This is a genomic window from Bradyrhizobium sp. USDA 4501, assembly GCF_054062115.1.
The window spans coordinates 4,498,173-4,515,109 of sequence record NZ_JBSSEX010000001.1; the positions used below are offsets into that span (position 1 = coordinate 4,498,173).

Annotated in this window: 12 protein-coding genes; 7 read left to right on the forward strand and 5 right to left on the reverse strand. The window is 64.3% G+C overall.

Features of this window, described 5'->3' with window-relative positions; genetic code table 11:
- Positions 1–30: 30 nt before the first annotated feature.
- Positions 31–1,044 carry a 1-aminocyclopropane-1-carboxylate deaminase gene (locus ACVWZM_RS20620; protein ID WP_057021182.1) on the forward strand — a complete coding sequence of 338 codons (1,014 nt, stop codon included), beginning with the start codon at positions 31–33 and terminating at the stop codon, positions 1,042–1,044.
- A gap of 500 nt (positions 1,045–1,544) precedes the next feature.
- Positions 1,545–1,790: a hypothetical protein gene (locus tag ACVWZM_RS20625; RefSeq protein WP_456856722.1), complete on the forward strand. Its 246-nt coding sequence runs from the start codon at positions 1,545–1,547 to the stop codon at positions 1,788–1,790.
- Between the two features lie 1,217 nt (positions 1,791–3,007).
- Here ACVWZM_RS20625 and ACVWZM_RS20630 read toward each other — a convergent pair.
- Complete coding sequence (locus ACVWZM_RS20630; protein WP_229193518.1) at positions 3,008–3,316, reverse strand: hypothetical protein; 309 nt, start codon at positions 3,314–3,316, stop codon at positions 3,008–3,010.
- 465 nt (positions 3,317–3,781) lie between these two features.
- On the opposite strand from ACVWZM_RS20630, the gene ACVWZM_RS20635 reads away from it, so the two are divergent.
- Complete coding sequence (locus ACVWZM_RS20635) at positions 3,782–5,050, forward strand: S1C family serine protease (RefSeq protein WP_456854506.1); 1,269 nt, start codon at positions 3,782–3,784, stop codon at positions 5,048–5,050.
- A gap of 159 nt (positions 5,051–5,209) precedes the next feature.
- On the opposite strand, the gene ACVWZM_RS20640 is transcribed toward ACVWZM_RS20635, so the two are convergent.
- Together ACVWZM_RS20640 and ACVWZM_RS20645 are read right to left on the reverse strand one after the other, a co-directional pair.
- A complete protein-coding gene (locus ACVWZM_RS20640; protein WP_456854508.1) occupies positions 5,210–6,151 on the reverse strand; it encodes a metallophosphoesterase in 942 nt (313 codons plus the stop codon).
- Between the two features lie 82 nt (positions 6,152–6,233).
- Entirely contained in the window at positions 6,234–7,982 is a 1,749-nt protein-coding gene (locus tag ACVWZM_RS20645; protein WP_456854510.1) for a flavin-containing monooxygenase, read from the reverse strand.
- Positions 7,983–8,193: 211 nt separating this feature from the next.
- Between ACVWZM_RS20645 and ACVWZM_RS20650 the strand changes: the two genes are divergently transcribed.
- Entirely contained in the window at positions 8,194–9,141 is a 948-nt protein-coding gene (locus tag ACVWZM_RS20650; RefSeq protein ID WP_456815160.1) for a DUF1186 domain-containing protein, read from the forward strand.
- Positions 9,142–9,208: 67 nt separating this feature from the next.
- On the opposite strand, the gene recQ is transcribed toward ACVWZM_RS20650, so the two are convergent.
- Positions 9,209–11,077 (reverse strand): DNA helicase RecQ, encoded by a 1,869-nt coding sequence (recQ, locus tag ACVWZM_RS20655; RefSeq protein WP_456854511.1) that lies wholly within the window; start codon positions 11,075–11,077, stop codon positions 9,209–9,211.
- Between the two features lie 132 nt (positions 11,078–11,209).
- Between recQ and ACVWZM_RS20660 the strand changes: the two genes are divergently transcribed.
- From ACVWZM_RS20660 to ACVWZM_RS20670, 3 genes are read left to right on the forward strand one after another with little or no spacing between them, the layout of a single operon-like run.
- Positions 11,210–12,553: a c-type cytochrome gene (locus tag ACVWZM_RS20660; protein ID WP_456854513.1), complete on the forward strand. Its 1,344-nt coding sequence runs from the start codon at positions 11,210–11,212 to the stop codon at positions 12,551–12,553.
- Positions 12,550–13,041: a (2Fe-2S)-binding protein gene (locus ACVWZM_RS20665; RefSeq protein ID WP_057021187.1), complete on the forward strand. Its 492-nt coding sequence runs from the start codon at positions 12,550–12,552 to the stop codon at positions 13,039–13,041. The genes ACVWZM_RS20660 and ACVWZM_RS20665 overlap by 4 nt, the downstream gene beginning before the upstream one ends.
- Positions 13,038–15,263: a xanthine dehydrogenase family protein molybdopterin-binding subunit gene (locus ACVWZM_RS20670; RefSeq protein WP_057021188.1), complete on the forward strand. Its 2,226-nt coding sequence runs from the start codon at positions 13,038–13,040 to the stop codon at positions 15,261–15,263. Before ACVWZM_RS20665 ends, ACVWZM_RS20670 begins: the two co-directional genes overlap by 4 nt.
- A 5-nt stretch (positions 15,264–15,268) precedes the next feature.
- On the opposite strand, the gene ACVWZM_RS20675 is transcribed toward ACVWZM_RS20670, so the two are convergent.
- Positions 15,269–16,489, reverse strand: a complete 1,221-nt coding sequence (locus tag ACVWZM_RS20675) for a DUF2235 domain-containing protein (RefSeq protein ID WP_057021189.1) — start codon at positions 16,487–16,489, stop codon at positions 15,269–15,271.
- Between the last annotated feature and the right edge of the window lie 448 nt (positions 16,490–16,937).

Here is a 16,937-nt window from a genome sequence, read left to right on the forward strand (position 1 = left end):
CCGTTTCAGACCACCAAAGAGGATGCCAGCATGCTGGAGAAGTTCGCGCGCTATCCACTCACATTCGGGCCGACTGCCATCGAGAAGCTCGATCGGCTGTCAAAGCATCTCGGCGGCAAGGTCGAGCTCTATGCCAAGCGCGAGGATTGTAATTCCGGGCTCGCCTATGGCGGCAACAAGCTGCGCAAGCTTGAATACATCATCCCCGATGCGATCGCCTCCAATGCCGACACGCTGGTCTCGATCGGCGGCGTACAGTCGAACCACACCCGCATGGTCGCGGCGGTCGCGGCCAAGATCGGCATGAAGTGCCGGCTGGTGCAGGAAAGCTGGGTGCCGCATGAGGACGCGGTCTATGATCGCGTCGGCAACATCCTGCTTTCGCGCGTCATGGGCGCCGATGTGCGGCTGGTCGACGAAGGCTTCGACATCGGCATCCGCAAGAGCTGGGAGCAGGCGATCGAGGAGGTCAAGGCCGCGGGCGGCAAGCCCTACGCGATTCCGGCCGGCGCCTCCGTGCACAAATTTGGCGGGCTCGGCTATGTCGGCTTCGCCGAGGAGGTGCGCGCGCAGGAGCGCCAGCTCGGCGTCAAGTTCGACTACATCATCGTCTGCACGGTGACCGGCTCGACCCATGCCGGCATGCTGGTCGGCTTCGCCGCCGATGGGCGCGCGCGCAACGTGATCGGCATCGACGGTTCGTTCACGCCCGCGCAGACCAAGGCGCAGGTGCTGTCGATCGCGCAGAACACCGCAAAGCTCGTCGAGCTCGGCCGCGACATCGTCGAGGATGATGTCGTGCTGATCGAGGACTACGCCTATCCCGCCTACGGCGTGCCGTCGGAGGAGACCAAGGAGGCGATCCGGCTCAGCGCGCGGCTGGAAGGCATGATCACCGACCCCGTCTACGAGGGCAAGTCGATGCAGGGCATGATCGATCTGGTGCAGAAGGGCTATTTCCCGGCCGGATCGAAGGTGCTCTACGCCCATCTCGGCGGCGCACCGGCGCTCAACGGCTACGCCTACGCGTTCAGGAACGGCTGAGGCGAGCGGGCTTCTAATTTCGTGGCTTCGTAGCCCGGATGAAGCGAAGCGCAATCCGGTAAGGTCTCTCGGCGGCACGATCCCCGGATTTCGCGGAGCCTGTCATCGGGCGCGCGTTCGCGCGACCCGTTGGCTGCATCCGGGCTATGCATTCTTACCTCCCCTTGAAAAGGGGAGGTCGCTTTGCTCGCAGAGCAAAGGGGGTGGGGATCTGCTCTCTCCGCTTGCAGCGTCGCCTGTAGCTGACCCCCATCCCGACCTTCCCCCTTTCAGGGGGAAGGGGAAGAGAAGTCCGTAGCCGGGATGAAGCAAAGCGTAGTCCGGCAGGCTTCAGCAGCGCGGATAGAAAGTCCCGGATTTGGCGGAGCCTGTCATCGGGCGCGCGTTCGCGCGACCCGTTGGCTCCATCCGGGCTACGTTCGATGTCCCACGTCAGGTCCGCGTCAGCTTCGCCCGGTATTTTTGCCTGGCCGGGCGAGTTGGGAGACCATCGCGTGAGGATGATGAATGCGGCCGGCCGAGCCATCGCCGCGCTCGGCGTTGGCATCGTCGCCGTGGGGCACTGGGTCTGGACCTACCAGAGCCAGGGTGCCGCGCAGCATCCCCGCCTGCTGGCGATGAATCATGCGGTCGAGCTCTATGCCGGCATCTTCCTGATCGGCGTCGGCGTCCATGCCCTCGCATCCTGGTACTGGTTCAGCGATCCAAATCCGCCGGCGCGCTCCTCGGTCGGGGAGCCGCAGTAGCGTCCGCCTTGGCGGCAATGCTCCGGTTGAGGTGCTGTCCTGGTTAGGGCACTCGGAGAGGGGAATTAGGACATCTGATGCCCGGTGGAATCTGGAAATTGGACACAGCCGCTGACTGACATACGCTAAAGCGCCCGCCGATCCGACGTGTAATGCTTTGAACATTATGTTCAGGACCGATTTAGATGGCGTCGAGTTCAGCCTCATAGGCTTGGCGGGGATATCGCTCGTCGCGTTCATCATCAGCTTAGGCTGGCTTCTGATCGGCTGAACTGCCGTAGCTCATTGGAAACGTCAACTTGGCCTTAGCGCTCTCCCGGCGCTGGGGCCGCTTTCTAATCAGGACACCTCCAAAATCAACTTGGGACACGGGGCCTAAATGCGGACAGCACCCCGGTTGAGATGCTGTCCCAGTTAGGACATTCGCTTGGGGAAATCAGGACACTCATTCACATATGCAAATGCCCTTCCGTACCATCGAGGTTCTAGCTCACGCGGGGGTGTCCATAATCTTTCCCTACCCCACGAGCGCTCCTCGGCCTCAGCCTCCTTGCCCGAGTGCTGGGGCCGTTTGCTTGAGTGCCGCATCGCATCTGCGATGAAACGCAAGCTGACTTTCCTATGCAAATGCGGGAACAGACCTATTGGGCGCAGGGTCGAGTTCTCATGGGAATGACAATCCCTCTGGCCCCGGCGCTAGCTACGTGCCGGGGCCGCCTTATTCTCAGCGGCGCGGCAAGGCGGCCTCAGCGTTCGTTCCAACGCGCTGGGGCCGTTTCCTTGAGGGCGTCACGGGGAACAGTCTCGCTGGAAGGCCTGATTGATCGCCACTCTCTACGTAGCATCTCGGATTGGTGTGCCAGCATACGCGATTGGGCTGCGACGTTCCGGACAATGGCGCGCTCGGGAGCGAGTAGCTTCACGGCCACATCATCGCACTGTGCTGCCATCGCTCGCATCTCTTCCGACGTCATGGTGTCGTATTAGAGGGCGCTTCGACCGGGCCTGCATTTGCCTATGTTTCAGCCCCAAGCCGGGGATCGTGCCGGAGATTCAGCCGCGAGCTTGCGGAGGATGGATCGCAACCACAGGAAGGGAGGCGCCGCTCTCATTTGGCGTGACGGCTAACTCGGAAGCAGAAGTGCGCGAGCGATTTGAATCGAGCTTGCGCCGATGGATCGAGATCATAAACGGAGAGGCCGCCAACTGAGGCGGCCTTACTCAACGACGCCTTTGATATCGGACCTTCGCCGGAACAGTTTTATTTGTCCGATCAGCGGTCGGATCAGATATTTTAGAACAAGGCCGAGACCTATGATCGACACCAGGATTGGCCAGTAGGCCAAGATCGCAAGAACGGCCAACCATTCCGGGCTGCGCTGCTCCCGCCAATACACCGACGCCGCGATGACGTGGGCCACCAATAGCGCGGCCCAAATAGCTAGCGCGACGATGACGGGCTCATCGAATGTCAACGCTTCCCACGCGGCTTCACCCGGCCCTGAAGGCGCACTTTCGCTTTCCATGGCTTGGTCGACCTCCCTCAGCTTCCAACCCCTGCGATGGCGGGCTTATTCCATCGGAATGCTAAGGGGGACGGTAGCGGAGGCTGGAACTCCGTTCACCCACGGAGAACCCCGGTAACACTTCTGCCCTGTGGAGCGAGAACACTTGGCGGATTGCAAAAGCCAGAACATCTGGCGTGCGACTCAGTAGTCTTGCCGAGAACATCGGCCAAGTTACGGTTTTCGTTCGCTTAATCGGAATTAAGACACTCCAAGATTCAACTTGGGACACGGGCTTAAATACGGCCAGTACCTCGGTTGACATAGGAACATAATAGGAACATAGGTTCTGTAACCTGAGGGTGTGGCGACCGCCTCATCCGCGGCGGACTTGCGTGGCCGCAGGACCAAAGACCAAGCCGCGCACCACTTGCGGATGAATTTCGACGCCTCCTATGATGGGTTGTGGCTGGGGGAGTGCGCGTCATGAGAGTTGCGATCTGGGCGGCCGTTGCGGCCGCGTGGCTGTTTGCGTCTGCAACTCCGTCGAGCGCCCGCGGTCCCTACGGCTCGATCACGGTCGGCAACTGGAAGGGCGGCGCTTTCACCAACGACAAGAATGGCGCCTTCACCCATTGCTCGGCGGGCACCACGTATCAAAGCGGCATCTTCTTCATGGTGTCGATCGCCGAGAATGGCAGCTGGCGGCTCGGCTTTGCCCATGACAGCTGGCGTCTGACGCCGGGCGAGGCCTTTCCGCTGGCGCTGACCTTTGACGGCCAGCCGGCGTTCAACGTCTACGGCATGCCGCTCGGCACCCAGCTCGTGAATGTCGAGATGCCGGTGAATTCCAGCCTGATCAACCAGTTCCGCAAGGCGCGCCAGATGACGGCATTCGCGCAGGGACAATTGTTTCAGTTCAACCTCAATCAGACCGCGCAGCTGTTGCCGGCTCTGCTCAACTGCGTCGTCTCGGTGAAGAAGAACGGCGTCTCCAATGCCGGCGAGTTCGCGGTCGCGACAAAGCCTGCTGCGGCGGCGCCGCCGCAGCAGGCTGCAGCACCCAGCGCGCCGCCGGCGAAGCAGGCGAGATCGGGGACCGGCACCGGCTTTGTGGTCAGCAGCAGCGGCCACGTCGTCACCAATCACCATGTCGTCGGCGGCTGCAGCGAGATCACGGGCAACCTGAGCGGCGAGGCGCCGGTCAAGCTGCGCCTGGTGTCCGATGACGAGACCAATGATCTCGCGTTGCTGCAGGCGCCGACCCCTTTCAAGGATGTCGTCAGCCTCAGGCAAAACCCCATCCTGGTCGGCAACGGCGTAGTGGCGATCGGTTATCCCTATCACGGATTGCTGACATCCGATTTCACGGTCACCACGGGCATTGTCTCTTCGCTGAGTGGCATCCTCAACGATACCCGTCATCTGCAGATCAGCGCCGCCGTGCAGCCGGGCAACAGCGGCGGTCCGCTGTTCGACCTTACCGGCGCGGTGGTCGGCGTGGTGGCTGCCAAACTCGACGCGGTCAGGATGGCGCGGGCGACGGGGACCATCCCGGAGAACATCAATTTCGCGATCAAGACCGGCGCGCTGCGCGATTTTCTCGACAACAGCGCGGTGGCGTACCGGACCGCCGAGTGGCGCGAGGAGATGAAGAAGGAAACCGCCGAGATTGCCAAGAATGCGCGCGGCTACACGCTGCTGATCACCTGCACGGTGAACGAGCAGAGCGCGAACGCGAAGAAGGGCAATTGAGACCTCCGCTACGCCCTCTTCCCGTCCTTACGGCAGGGCAACTGCATCTGGCTACCGGCCACGCGTCTTTCCTTGCGACGTCCGGGCGGCCGCCGACTCCTTTGCATGGGGTTGTTTTCGATATTTTGGCAATGGGCGCCTGCCAGGTACGGGCGGAGCTCAACCGAGCCGCCGCAGCGTATGCACGGTGATCTCGGCCGGGCAATTCAGCCGCACCGGCGCGAGGCTGGTGCCGGCGCCGGCCGAGGTGTAGCCGGCAAGTTCACCGAAGCGCCAGGCGCCTCGGCCCATCCGGCGCGGCAGCCGCGCCTCGAGCTTGATCGCGATGCCGCCGGGCAGGCAGAGCTGGCCGCCATGGGTATGGCCGCTCAGCATCAGGTCGAAGCCGGCTGCCGCCGCCGCGCGGTAGGATTCCGGCGTATGTGCCAGCAGGATCGAGAATGCATCGCGCGGGATCGCCGTGGCAGCCCTTGCAATGTCGTCGGTGCGGTAGAAGTGCGCGTCGTCGATCCCGGCGAGGTGGATCGTCGCGCCATCGCGCGTGATCGACTCCTGCTCATTGAACAGCATCCTGATGCCCATCGCCTCCAGCGCCGGCGTCATGCGGATGCTGTCGTGATTGCCGAGGATGCCGTAGAGCGGCAGCTTGATCCGCGCGCACAGATCCCGCATCAACGCGAGGCTCGTTTCAAACGGCCCATACGTCTTGCCGCGGTAGTCGCCCGTGAGAACGCAGATATCGCAGGCGATATCGCTCACGATGTCCATCAGATGCCGCATCGCGCGTTGGCTGATGTCGGCATGGAGATCGCTGAGCTGAAGCATGGCGAAGCCGTCGAAGGCCGCCGGCAGGCGCGCCGACGTCACCAGATTGTGCCGCACTTCGACCCTATCGGCATTACGCCGCGCGCGGCCGTGCAGGCCGGTCACCTTGAGCGCGGTCTCGATGATCCGCGGCGCCAGTTTCCAGTTCTCGACGTTGAACAGCAGCGTGCCCTGGCCGAACACCTGCTTCTCATGCGCGGCCTCGATCCCAAGCCGGCGCACGACGTGATCCGCGCCGATCCGCTCGACCAGTCCCTGCAATGCCGTGTCGGCCATCGTCCCCCGTGCGCTCCGCGATGCCAAGCGCGGACCGGCGCGACACTATCATGCGCAATCCCGGTGGGGATACCGCCGGCACTCAGACCACGGGAACCCGCTTCGCGGCGACCGCGGCCGGCGAGATCACCTCGATGTCGAGCGGTACCTGCCAGCGCTCGGTGAAGCGCACCCGCGGCGGTGCATTGCCGTTGCGCCCACCCTGCAGCACGAAGCCGTCGTAACCCGAGTTCATCACCTCATTGCACTTCTGCACATAGATCGGGAAGCCGCCGATATAGGGCATGAACACGCGGGGACGGCCCGGGATGTTGGCGCCGACATACCACGAGCTGCAGGTCGAGCGCAGCGAGACCGTTGAGACGTCGTTGACATGGGCGACCCAGGCGTCTTCGTCGTCGCGGACCGCCTCGATCGTGCCGGCGCCGATGTCGCGCATATGACTGATGCAATCCGCCAGCCAATCGACATGCTGCTCGATCGCCTGGATCATGCTGGCGAGCACCGACGGGCTGCCGGGCCCGGTGATCATGAACAGGTTCGGAAAGCCCTCGGAGGCAAGGCCGAGATAGGCACGCGGGCCCGCGCGCCATTTCTCGGCCAGCGTCTGCCCGCCGCGGCCGGTGATCGCGATCTTGTCGAACGAGCCGGTCATGGCGGCAAAGCCGGTGGCGGAGACGATCGCGTCGAACTTGTATTCGGTGCCGTCGACGACAATGCCTTCCGTCGTGAAGCGATCGATCGGCGTCGTCGACACGTCGACCAGTTTCACATGCGGCAGATTGTAGGTCTCGAAGTAATTGGTGTCGACGCAGAGCCGCTTGCAGCCGAACACGTTTCGCGGGCACAGCAGCTCGGCCGTCGCAGGATCCTTGACGATGCCGCGGATCTTCTCGCGCGCGAAATCGGCGATGGTGTCGTTGGCGGCCTTCTCGAACAGGAGATCGCCGAACGCGCCGAGGAAGGGCAGGCCGCCGCGCTGCCACGCTTCTTCGTATTGCTGCTCGCGCTCCCGCTCGCTCGCCTGCAAGGCGGGCTGGGCGTTGAACTGGAAATAGAAGCCGGTCGGGCGCGCACGGGCCTTGGCGCGCAGCTCCGGATAATGCGCCTTCGCTTCCTTGAGATATTCCGCCGACAGCCGCTCGTTCCACGCCGGCACCGACCAGGTCGCGGTGCGCTGAAACACCGTGAGCTCGGAGGCCTGCTGCGCGATGATCGGGATCGACTGGATCGCCGACGAGCCGGTGCCGATCACGCCCACGCGCAGGCCGCTGAAATCGACGCCCTCATGCGGCCATTCGCCGGTGTGATAGATCGGCCCGCGGAAATCCGCCATGCCCGGGAAAGCCGGCCGGTTCGGCGCCGACAGGCAGCCGACCGCCATGATGCAGAATTTTGCGGTAACCCTGTCGCCGCGGTCGGTCTCGATAAGCCATGTGCCTGCCTGTTCGTCGAAGGTCGCCGCGGTGACGCGGGTGTCGAACACGATCTGGCTGCGCAGGTCGAAGCGATCGGCGACGTGATTGGCGTAGGCGAGAATTTCAGCCTGCGGAGAATATTTCTCCGACCAGCTCCAGTCCTGATCGAGTTCCTCGGAGAACGAGAAGGAATATTGCAGGCTCTCGACGTCGCAGCGCGCGCCGGGATAGCGATTCCAGTACCAGGTGCCGCCGACGCCGCCGCCGGCCTCATAGACCCGCGCGGTGAAGCCGAGTCCGCGCAGCCGATGCAGCATGTACATGCCGGCGAACCCGGCGCCGATCACCACGGCATCGAACGTTCCGGTCTCGGCAGGGCGCACAGTTTTGCGCGCGGTGCTCTCCTGAGCCATGGGCCGTCTCTTCCCTATATCGTTATGTCTTGTCCGCGCCTCGTTGGACGCGGTAGGCAAAGATTAGGGCGAGGGCGGCGCGGCCCGCAAGCAAGCGTATTGCCGTCCAGCGAATAGCTCCTATGCTGTCTCTGGGAGAAGATGGGGATAAGCGGTGATCGGGTAGTTGTTCTGTCGTGACCGTTCATCTGCCCGCGAAGATCGAGGTCTCATGAAGAAGGAAGAAGTAGAAGCTATCTTCGAGTTGGGCGATTTGGGGCCGATCGAAGACTATCTTGAGGCCGTCGCGACCGAGAAACAATTGCCTGCGGCCGCAGTCGGAATGTGCCTGATCAGAATGGAAGAAGCGGCCCCCGCGCTGCGCGCCATCGTCGCCCGGGCAGGGAACGGCGAGGAACTGTCCGACGATGAGGCCAGGTTGCTGTTCCGAGGTGTCTACATCCTCGGTGGAGCTCGTGACACGGATGTTTGCCGCGACCTGCTGCGACTGCTGCGCAGACCCGAAAGCGAACTTGATGACCTGTTGGGTGACTGCCTGACCGAAAGCATGGCGCGCATTGTCGCGGGTGTCTTTGACGGGGACGTCGACGCCTTGTTGAGTCTGGTCGTGGATCAGTCCGTCGATCAATTTGCGCGCGAGCAGGTTCTCGGCGCGGCCACCTTCCTCACATGGAATGGGATGATCGGGCGGGAGCGCATGCAGCGCCTGCTCAAAGCATTCCACGAGCAAAATCTGGCGGATGACGAGAACCATGCCTGGTACGCGTGGCAGCAGGCAATTGCCCTCCTGGGGTTGCGCGAGCTGGCGCCCTTGGCGTATCGCGCTTTCGATGACGGGCGTATACCCGATTGGATGACAGAACGCCGCGAGTTCGACGAAATGCTCGTCGATGCCGAGCAGCGACCCGAGGAAATCGCACGATTCGAGGAAGTTGGCCTCGGCTATATCAAGGATGCGGTCCAGGAAATGGAAGGGACCGACTACGGCTACAACGAGACCTTCGACGATCTGGATGCCCCCTTTGGGGACGATCTCGATACATTGTGGAGCCACACCGAACCCGTGAGGAATCCCTTGCGCCATGTCGGGCGCAACGACCCATGCCCGTGCGGCAGCGGCAAGAAATACAAGAAATGCTGTCTCGCTGACCAGCGTTGAGCTGCGGCTCCCTCGGTCTCAGCGCCGGCCAAAGCGACTGTCGTCGCTTCGGCGTGGAGAGGACCGGTCACGCTCCTGTCGTCTTCACGATCCGGATCAGCTCGTCGCCGTAGTGCTCGAGCTTCTTGTCGCCGATCCCTGCGATGTTGCGCAGCTCGCTGAGCGTGTCCGGCCGCATCGCGGCGATGCCGTCGATGGTGGAATCGTGCAGCACGACATAGGCCGGCACGCCGCGCTGGCGCGCGACATCCGAGCGCCAGGCGCGCAACGCCGCATGCAACGCGGGATTTGCGGCGCCACCCGGGCTGTCGGCCGCGGGCACAAGCTCGCCGCGGCGCGACTTGCCGCGGACCGCGCGGTTGCGCGCGCCCTCCGGCTGCTCACGCAGCATCACCGCGGTCTCGCCCTTCAGCACGCCGCGGGCGCTGTCGGTCAGAACAAGCGCGCCGAAGGCATCGCTGTCGGCGCGCAGATGGCCCATCGCCATCAGCTGGCGCAGCACCGCGCGCCATTGCTTCTCGTTGAGCTCGCGGCCGATGCCGAACACCGACAGCTGGTCGTGGTTGAACTGCTTGACCCGTTCGGTCAGCCGCCCGACCAGCACGTCGATCAGGTGCATGGCGCCGAAACGTTGGCCGGTGCGGTAGACGCAGGACAGCAGCTTTTGTGCGAGCACCTTGCCGTCGCGGACGCGCGGCGGCGTCAGGCAGTTGTCGCAATTGCCGCAGCTATCCTCCGCGCGGGTCTCGCCGAAATAGCCGAGCAGGCGCTGCCGGCGGCAATGCACCGTTTCAGCCAGCGCAACCAGCGCGTCGAGCTTGCCGACCGAGACGCGCTTGAAGGCATCGGAGCCGGTCGATTCATCGATCATGCGGCGCTGTTGCACGATGTCGGACAGGCCATAGGCCATCCATGCCGCCGACGGCTTGCCGTCGCGGCCGGCACGCCCGGTCTCCTGGTAGTAGGCTTCGATGCTCTTCGGCAGATCGAGATGCGCGACGAAGCGTACGTCGGGCTTGTCGATCCCCATGCCGAAGGCGATCGTGGCGACGATCACGAGCCCGTCCTCGTTGAGGAAGCGGTCCTGGTGCCGGGCGCGCACGCCGACATCGAGCCCGGCATGATAGGGCAGCGCCGGAATGCCGGCCTCGCTCAGCGCCGCCGCGACGTCCTCGACCTTGGCGCGGGACAGGCAATACACCACGCCGGCATCGCCGGCATGCCGCTCCTTGATGAAATTCTTCAGCTGCGTGGTCGCATTCTGCTTGTCGACGATCTCGTAGCGGATATTGGGCCGGTCGAAGCTCGCGACGAATTGCGGCGCGTCGGTAAGCTGCAGCCGCTCGGCGATCTCCCTCCGGGTCAGCGCATCCGCGGTCGCGGTCAGCGCGATGCGCGGCACTTTGGGGAAGCGCTCGGCAAGTGCGGACAGGCCGATATATTCCGGGCGGAAGTCATGGCCCCATTGCGAGACGCAATGCGCCTCGTCGATCGCAAACAGCGCGATCTGCGCCTGGCCGAGCAGACTGAGGCAGCGCGGCGTGAGCAGCCGCTCCGGCGCCACATAGAGCAGGTCGAGATCGCCGGCGAGCAGCCGCCGCTCGACCTCGGAGGCTTCCTCATAGGACAGCGTCGAGTTCAGCACCGCGGCGTTGACGCCGGCTTCAGTGAGGCCCGCGACCTGGTCGCGCATCAGCGCAATCAAAGGTGATACCACGATGCCGCAGCCGTCGCGCAGCAGCGACGGCAATTGGTAGCACAGCGACTTGCCGCCGCCGGTCGGCATCAGCACCAGGCAATTGCCGCCATCGGTGACGTGACGGATGATGTTTTCCTGCGCGCCGCGGAAGCCCGACAGGCCGAACACGGAACTGAGCATGGACAGCGCATCGCGAGACGGGGCGGAGGCGCGATCGAGGGCGGGCTGGGCGGTCATGATCCCTTGCGCGATCCCTTTGGGATTTTCCAGGATTCCTTGAGGTCAACAGGCGGTGATCGAGGTCTTCTGGCCGAACGATACCGGAATGAAAGGTGTTAATACACGTCCCAACAACAAACTCAATTCAGCATGACTGGTCAGCTGCGGATCATCACAGGCATTGCCGCGATCGTGCTGGTCGCGGGCGCGGCGGCAGCCTTTGCCGTCGCCTGGCGGCCGCAGATTGCCGCGATTGCGCCGCCGCGGGCCGATACCTTCGACCCTGATGTGGTCAAACGCGGCCGCGAACTCGCCGCGATCGGCAATTGCAACACCTGCCACACCGTGCAGGGCGGCGCGACTTATGCCGGCGGGCTCCCGGTTCCAACGCCGTTCGGCATCGTCTTCTCATCCAACATCACGCCGGATGCCGAAACCGGCATCGGGCGCTGGCCGGAGGAGGCGTTCGTCCGCGCGATGCGCTCCGGCGTCGCCCGCGATGGCCAGCATCTCTACCCGACCTTTCCCTATGACCATTTCACCAACGTCTCGGATGCGGACGACCGGGCGCTGTATGCGTTCCTGATGACGCGACAGCCGGTCCGCGCGTCGCCGCCGGCGAATCAGCTTTCGTTTCCGTTGAACTATCGACCTCTGATTGCAGGGTGGAAGCTGCTGTATCTGCGCAGCGGCGATGCCCCTCAGGACTCGGCGAAGGGCGCGGAATGGAACCGCGGCGCCTATCTGGTGGAGGGGCTCGCGCATTGCGGCGCCTGCCACACGCCGCGCAACGCGCTCGGCGCCGAGCGTGTCAATGCGCAGTTCGCGGGCGGCGAGGTCGACAATTGGCACGCCTACGCGCTGAACGACACCTCGCACGCCCCGGTGCGCTGGACCGCCGACGCGCTCTACGCCTATTTGCGCCACGGCTGGCAGGCCGATCATGGCACCGCGCGCGGGCCGATGGCCGCCGTGATCGGCAATCTGGCGACGGTGCCCGACAGCGACGTGCGGGCCATCTCCGTGTACATGGCCGATATCTCGGGCGCGCCGGCGCCGGATCGCAAACGGCCGGCCGACGTCGTCGCACAATCGTCTTCCGATGATGCGGCACAGACCCATGCGGCCGGCGCAGCGATCTATGCCGCGGCGTGTGCCTCCTGCCATGAGGGCGACCGCGCGCTGCCCTATGGCGGCGTCAATCTCGCGCTCAGCACGGCGATCGCAAGCCCCGACCCGCGCAATCTCCTCAATATCGTGCTGTCGGGCGTCGGCGCCGTCGAAGGCGAGCGCAGCCCGATCATGCCGGGCTTCGCCAGCAGCATCGATGATACGCAGATGGTCGCGCTCACGGCCTATCTGCGCGAGCGGTTCGGCAAGCGGCCGGCGTGGGCCAATCTCGACAAGGCGGTGCGCGATGCGCGGGCGGTGCAGGCCACGTCGCTTGCGGCGCGCGACACGCCAGCGGAATCCAGACAGCGAGGCAAGCCATGATGACATTGAAGGTCAATGGCAGGGATCATCAGGTCGATGCGGAGCCGGATACGCCGTTGCTCTATGTGCTGCGCAATGATCTGGCGCTCAATGCCGCCAAGTTCGGCTGCGGGCTCGGGCAATGTGGCTCCTGCACGGTGATCGTCGACGGCAAGGCGGTGCTGTCCTGCGTCACGCCGCTGGTCCTGGTCGAGGGCAAGCAGGTGACGACGCTCGAAGGGCTCGGCACCGTGGCCGCGCCGGCGCCGATCCAGCGCGCCTTCATGGAGGAGCAGGCGGCGCAGTGTGGCTACTGCATCGCCGGGATGATGATGCGCGCGCAGGCGCTGCTGATGCGCAACCCGAAGCCATCGGATGCGCAGATCCGCGCCGAGCTGGAGCCCAATCTCTGCCGCTGCGGCACCCATATGCGCATCCTGCGCGCGGTGCACCGCGCCACCAGGTTGATGGATACGGCCGACGCCGCAAGCGACAGGAGCGTCCGATGACCGCGCCGGTAATTCTCGATCGCCGCAGCGTGCTGGCCGGCGGCGGTGCGCTGATTGTCAGCTTCTCGCTGCGCCATGCGGTGGCGCAGGAGCAGAAGGCTGCGCAGGGCCCGGCGTTGCCGGGCAGCCTGGCCAAAACGCCCAATCTGGATTCCTGGATCCGTATCGATGCCAATGGCCAGGTCACGGCCTTCACGGGCAAGGCCGAACTCGGCCAGGGATTCCGCACCGCGTTCCAGCAGATTGCGGCCGAGCAGCTCGATATTCCCTTCGATGCGCTGAAGGTGATCACCGCCGACACCAAACTCACGGCGAACGAGGGCTACACGTCCGGCAGTCATTCGATGCAGGACAGCGGCACGGCGATCCTGCATGCCGCGGCGCAGGCGCGCATGTTGCTGGTGGCCGAGGCGGCAAAGCGTTTCGGCTTGCCGCCCGACGGCTTGCGAACCGAGAATGCGGCCGTCATCGCTCCCGATGGCCGGCGTCTGGGCTATGGCGAGCTTGTCGCCGCGGACATGTTGCACGTCCAGGCGCAACCGACATCGAGCCTGAAGGATCCGGCGAGCTTCAAGGTGATGGGCCAGCCGGTGCCACGCGTCGATATTCCGGCCAAGGTCACGGGCGGCGCCGCCTATGTGCAGGACATGCGGCTTCCCGGCATGGTGCATGCGCGCGTGGTGCGCCCGCCGAGCTACGGCGCGCAGCTCGTGGAATGCGACACGGCCGCGATCGAGAAATTGCCCGGCGTGATTCAAATCGTGCGCGACGGCAACTTCCTGGCCGTGGTGGCGGAGAAGGAATTTTCGGCGGTCAAGGCTATGCACGCGCTGGCCGCCGCGGCGAAGTGGCGGGAGAGCGCGAAACTGCCGAACCAGCACGATCTGGCCAACGTGCTGACCACGCTGCCCTCTCAGGATTTCGCGATCTTGCAGCGTAGCGATCCCACGGTGAGCGGCGCGCGGTCGCTCGAAGCGACCTATGCGCGGCCTTACCAGTCGCACGGCTCGATCGGGCCGTCCTGCGCGGTCGCGCAATTCGTCGACGGCGCGATAACGGTGTGGACGCACACGCAGGGCGTCTATCCCGACCGGCAGGCGATCGCCGAGATGCTCGGCATGACGCCCGCCAGCGTCCGCCTGATCCATGTCGAAGGCTCCGGCTGTTACGGCCACAATGGCGCCGACGATGCCGCGGCCGACGCCGCGCTGATCGCCCGGGTGCTGCCAGGGCGCCCAATTCGGGTGCAGTGGATGCGCGAGCAGGAGCACGGCTGGGAGCCGTATGGTCCGGCGATGGTGACAAAATTGAGCGCGTCACTCACGGCCGACGGCAAGATCGCCGACTGGAATTTTGCGGTGTGGAGCAACACCCATTCGATGCGGCCGGGCGGCGCCGGCGCGCTGCTTGCGGCCCAGCACATGGCGCGATCATTCGCGGTGCCCGCACCAAAGCCGTTGCCGTTGCCGGAAGGTGGCGGCGATCGCAACGCGATTCCGATCTACAATTTTCCGAACGCGCATGTGATGCATCACTTCATCCCCGCGATGCCGCTGCGGATCTCCGCGATGCGCGCGCTCGGCGCCTATCACAACGTGTTCTCGACCGAGAGCTTCATGGATGAACTGGCCGCTCTCGCCGGCGCCGATCCGGTCGAGTTTCGGCTCAGGCATCTCGACGATCAGCGGGGCCGCGCGGTGGTCGAGAAGGCCGCGGAGGAATTCGGCTGGACGCGCGGACAGCAGCCGCCGCGAAATCGCGGCTACGGCTTCGCTTTCGCGCGCTACAAGAATCTCGCCGCCTATTGCGCCATTGCATCCGAGGTCGAGGTCGATCGCGAAACCGGGCGGGCCCGGCTGGTGCGCGCGGTCGCCGCCGTCGACGCCGGCCAGGTCGTCAATCCGGACGGCATCACCAACCAGATCGAGGGCGCGATCGTGCAGTCGACCAGCTGGACGCTCTATGAAAGCGTCACCTTCGACGAGACAAGGATCACCAGCATCGACTGGCAGACCTACCCGATCCTGCGCTTCAATGCGGTGCCCGACAGTATCGCCGTCCACATCATCAACCGCCCCGGCCAGCCGTTCCTCGGCAGCGGCGAGACCGGGCAGGGCCCGGCCGCCGTCTCGCTCGCCAATGCCATCGCGCATGCAACCGGCAAGCGGCTGCGCGAGCTGCCGCTCAGCCGCAAACGGATCAAGGACGCGATCGACGCGTAATGCGGTCAAGCCGTTGCAGCGGGGGGAGCCGGGGGCGGCGTCATCGGCTCGACGTTGTAGGTCATCGGCATATTGATCGGCTTGTAGGCCGGATCCTTCTCCATGCGCTCCAACACCGAGGCATGGATGGTCGCGCCGTCCGCAATCGGCCGCGGCTCGCCGCGCGGCAGATAGAAGCCGAGGAAGGATTTCCGCTCCGACCATTCCTTCCATTTGTCGCTCTTCGGAATCCATTCCAGGATTTCCCAGGCGGCGGTCAGCGAGTTGTGCAGCGGAGCGGTCGCGCTCGGCGGCACATATTCGTGCTTGTGCGGCGGCAACGGCATCCCCCAGGCGAGATGATCGATCAGCGCCTGATCCATGTGCAGCCCGGCTGCCTTGGCCTGCTCGAGCATCCAGATCAGCGGAAACTTCGACGGCCCGCTCTGGTCTTCCGGATAGCCGCCGCCGACGTCGGAGTGCACGCCGGCAAACCAGACCTGGCGGATGTCCTGCTCCACCTCCGTTGCCGGATCGAATGGATCCGAGCGAAATTTCTGCGGCTCGATCCAGCGATTGAGTCGGAACATGCGCCTGCGCTCGTCGATCGAGATCGCCTGGCGGAACCGTTTGACGCTGGAATTGGTGCGGGTGAACAGCAGCGTCTGCAAGTCGAACAGGAAATTGTCCTGTCGCGGCACGATGATCGAGGCCACGGTGTCCCAGACCCCGACGAACTCGATATCGATGTTGCGGCCGCCGGCAATCTGGCTGAAATGCCAGGCCTCCTTCAACGGAGCATAGTCGAACGAGCCGTCGGACTTCTGGGCGTCGGAGCTGGCTTTCTTGTAGGTGCCGAAGGCGTAGCTCGCGAGGTCGAGCTGGTCGACGGGCAGCAGGCCCATCACATGGACGAAGGCCGCGAGCACGCGCACCGTGTAGGCACCGCGGCTGAAGCCGAACATCCAGACCCGGTCACCGGGCTCCCAGGTTCGGCACAGGAACAGGTAGGCGCCGAGCGTGTCCTGGTCGAGACCGGCGCCGAAGGCCAGCCCGAACAAGCCGCGCATCTGCTGCTTGAAGCGGCCCCAGGCGTTTTGCAGGCCGATGGTGCCGAGGCCGGGATGATAGTAGATTCGCTGCCGGTCATTCTTGTCGGCGACGCGGAACAGCTTCAGCACGTTGGAAATATTGTCACCGATCTCGTTGCCGGTGCCGTCGCAGCAAATCACAATATCCTTCGGCATCCGTTGCCCTCGCGGCCGCCGTGAAAATTCGCAGCCTCTATGTACGGCAGAATGCGGTGAAAATTCAATCTCCAATTGAAGACGGTTCTGTGGCGGCGGCGTGACCGCCGGTGGTGCCGGGTAGCGAAGCGCGATGCGCGCCGGCGTTGCCTGCCGTTGGCTTTCGAATTCAATCTCGCCACAGCCGGCCAAAGCTGCGCCAAGGACGGCATCGCTTCAGCTCGCCGATGCCCGGCCGTGACGGAGTGTCCGTGAGAGACCCAATTGCGTTCGCGATGCTTTGGGCCAGCCGCCAATGGCGCTCTCAAAATTCAATTGCAACACTTCGGAAAAGATGGAAATCTGCTCGTCGATCATTGCCATATGCGTCGACATTTTCTCCCTTTCAGGGACTCCGCGGTGCACGCGATCATCTTTCCTGCGGCTTCCCGCAGCTTCCTCAGCAGTA

What these genes read in the sequence shown, in the direction of transcription:
- ACVWZM_RS20660 (WP_456854513.1), top strand. Translation starts at nt 11,210, where the DNA reads ATGACTGGTCAGCTGCGGATCATCACAGGCATTGCCGCGATCGTGCTG.
- ACVWZM_RS20675 (WP_057021189.1), bottom strand. Translation starts at nt 16,489, where the DNA reads ATGCCGAAGGATATTGTGATTTGCTGCGACGGCACCGGCAACGAGATC.
- ACVWZM_RS20665 (WP_057021187.1), top strand. Translation starts at nt 12,550, where the DNA reads ATGATGACATTGAAGGTCAATGGCAGGGATCATCAGGTCGATGCGGAG.
- ACVWZM_RS20620 (WP_057021182.1), top strand. Translation starts at nt 31, where the DNA reads ATGCTGGAGAAGTTCGCGCGCTATCCACTCACATTCGGGCCGACTGCC.
- ACVWZM_RS20645 (WP_456854510.1), bottom strand. Translation starts at nt 7,982, where the DNA reads ATGGCTCAGGAGAGCACCGCGCGCAAAACTGTGCGCCCTGCCGAGACC.
- ACVWZM_RS20670 (WP_057021188.1), top strand. Translation starts at nt 13,038, where the DNA reads ATGACCGCGCCGGTAATTCTCGATCGCCGCAGCGTGCTGGCCGGCGGC.
- ACVWZM_RS20640 (WP_456854508.1), bottom strand. Translation starts at nt 6,151, where the DNA reads ATGGCCGACACGGCATTGCAGGGACTGGTCGAGCGGATCGGCGCGGAT.
- ACVWZM_RS20625 (WP_456856722.1), top strand. Translation starts at nt 1,545, where the DNA reads ATGATGAATGCGGCCGGCCGAGCCATCGCCGCGCTCGGCGTTGGCATC.
- ACVWZM_RS20650 (WP_456815160.1), top strand. Translation starts at nt 8,194, where the DNA reads ATGAAGAAGGAAGAAGTAGAAGCTATCTTCGAGTTGGGCGATTTGGGG.
- ACVWZM_RS20635 (WP_456854506.1), top strand. Translation starts at nt 3,782, where the DNA reads ATGAGAGTTGCGATCTGGGCGGCCGTTGCGGCCGCGTGGCTGTTTGCG.
- ACVWZM_RS20630 (WP_229193518.1), bottom strand. Translation starts at nt 3,316, where the DNA reads ATGGAAAGCGAAAGTGCGCCTTCAGGGCCGGGTGAAGCCGCGTGGGAA.
- recQ (WP_456854511.1), bottom strand. Translation starts at nt 11,077, where the DNA reads ATGACCGCCCAGCCCGCCCTCGATCGCGCCTCCGCCCCGTCTCGCGAT.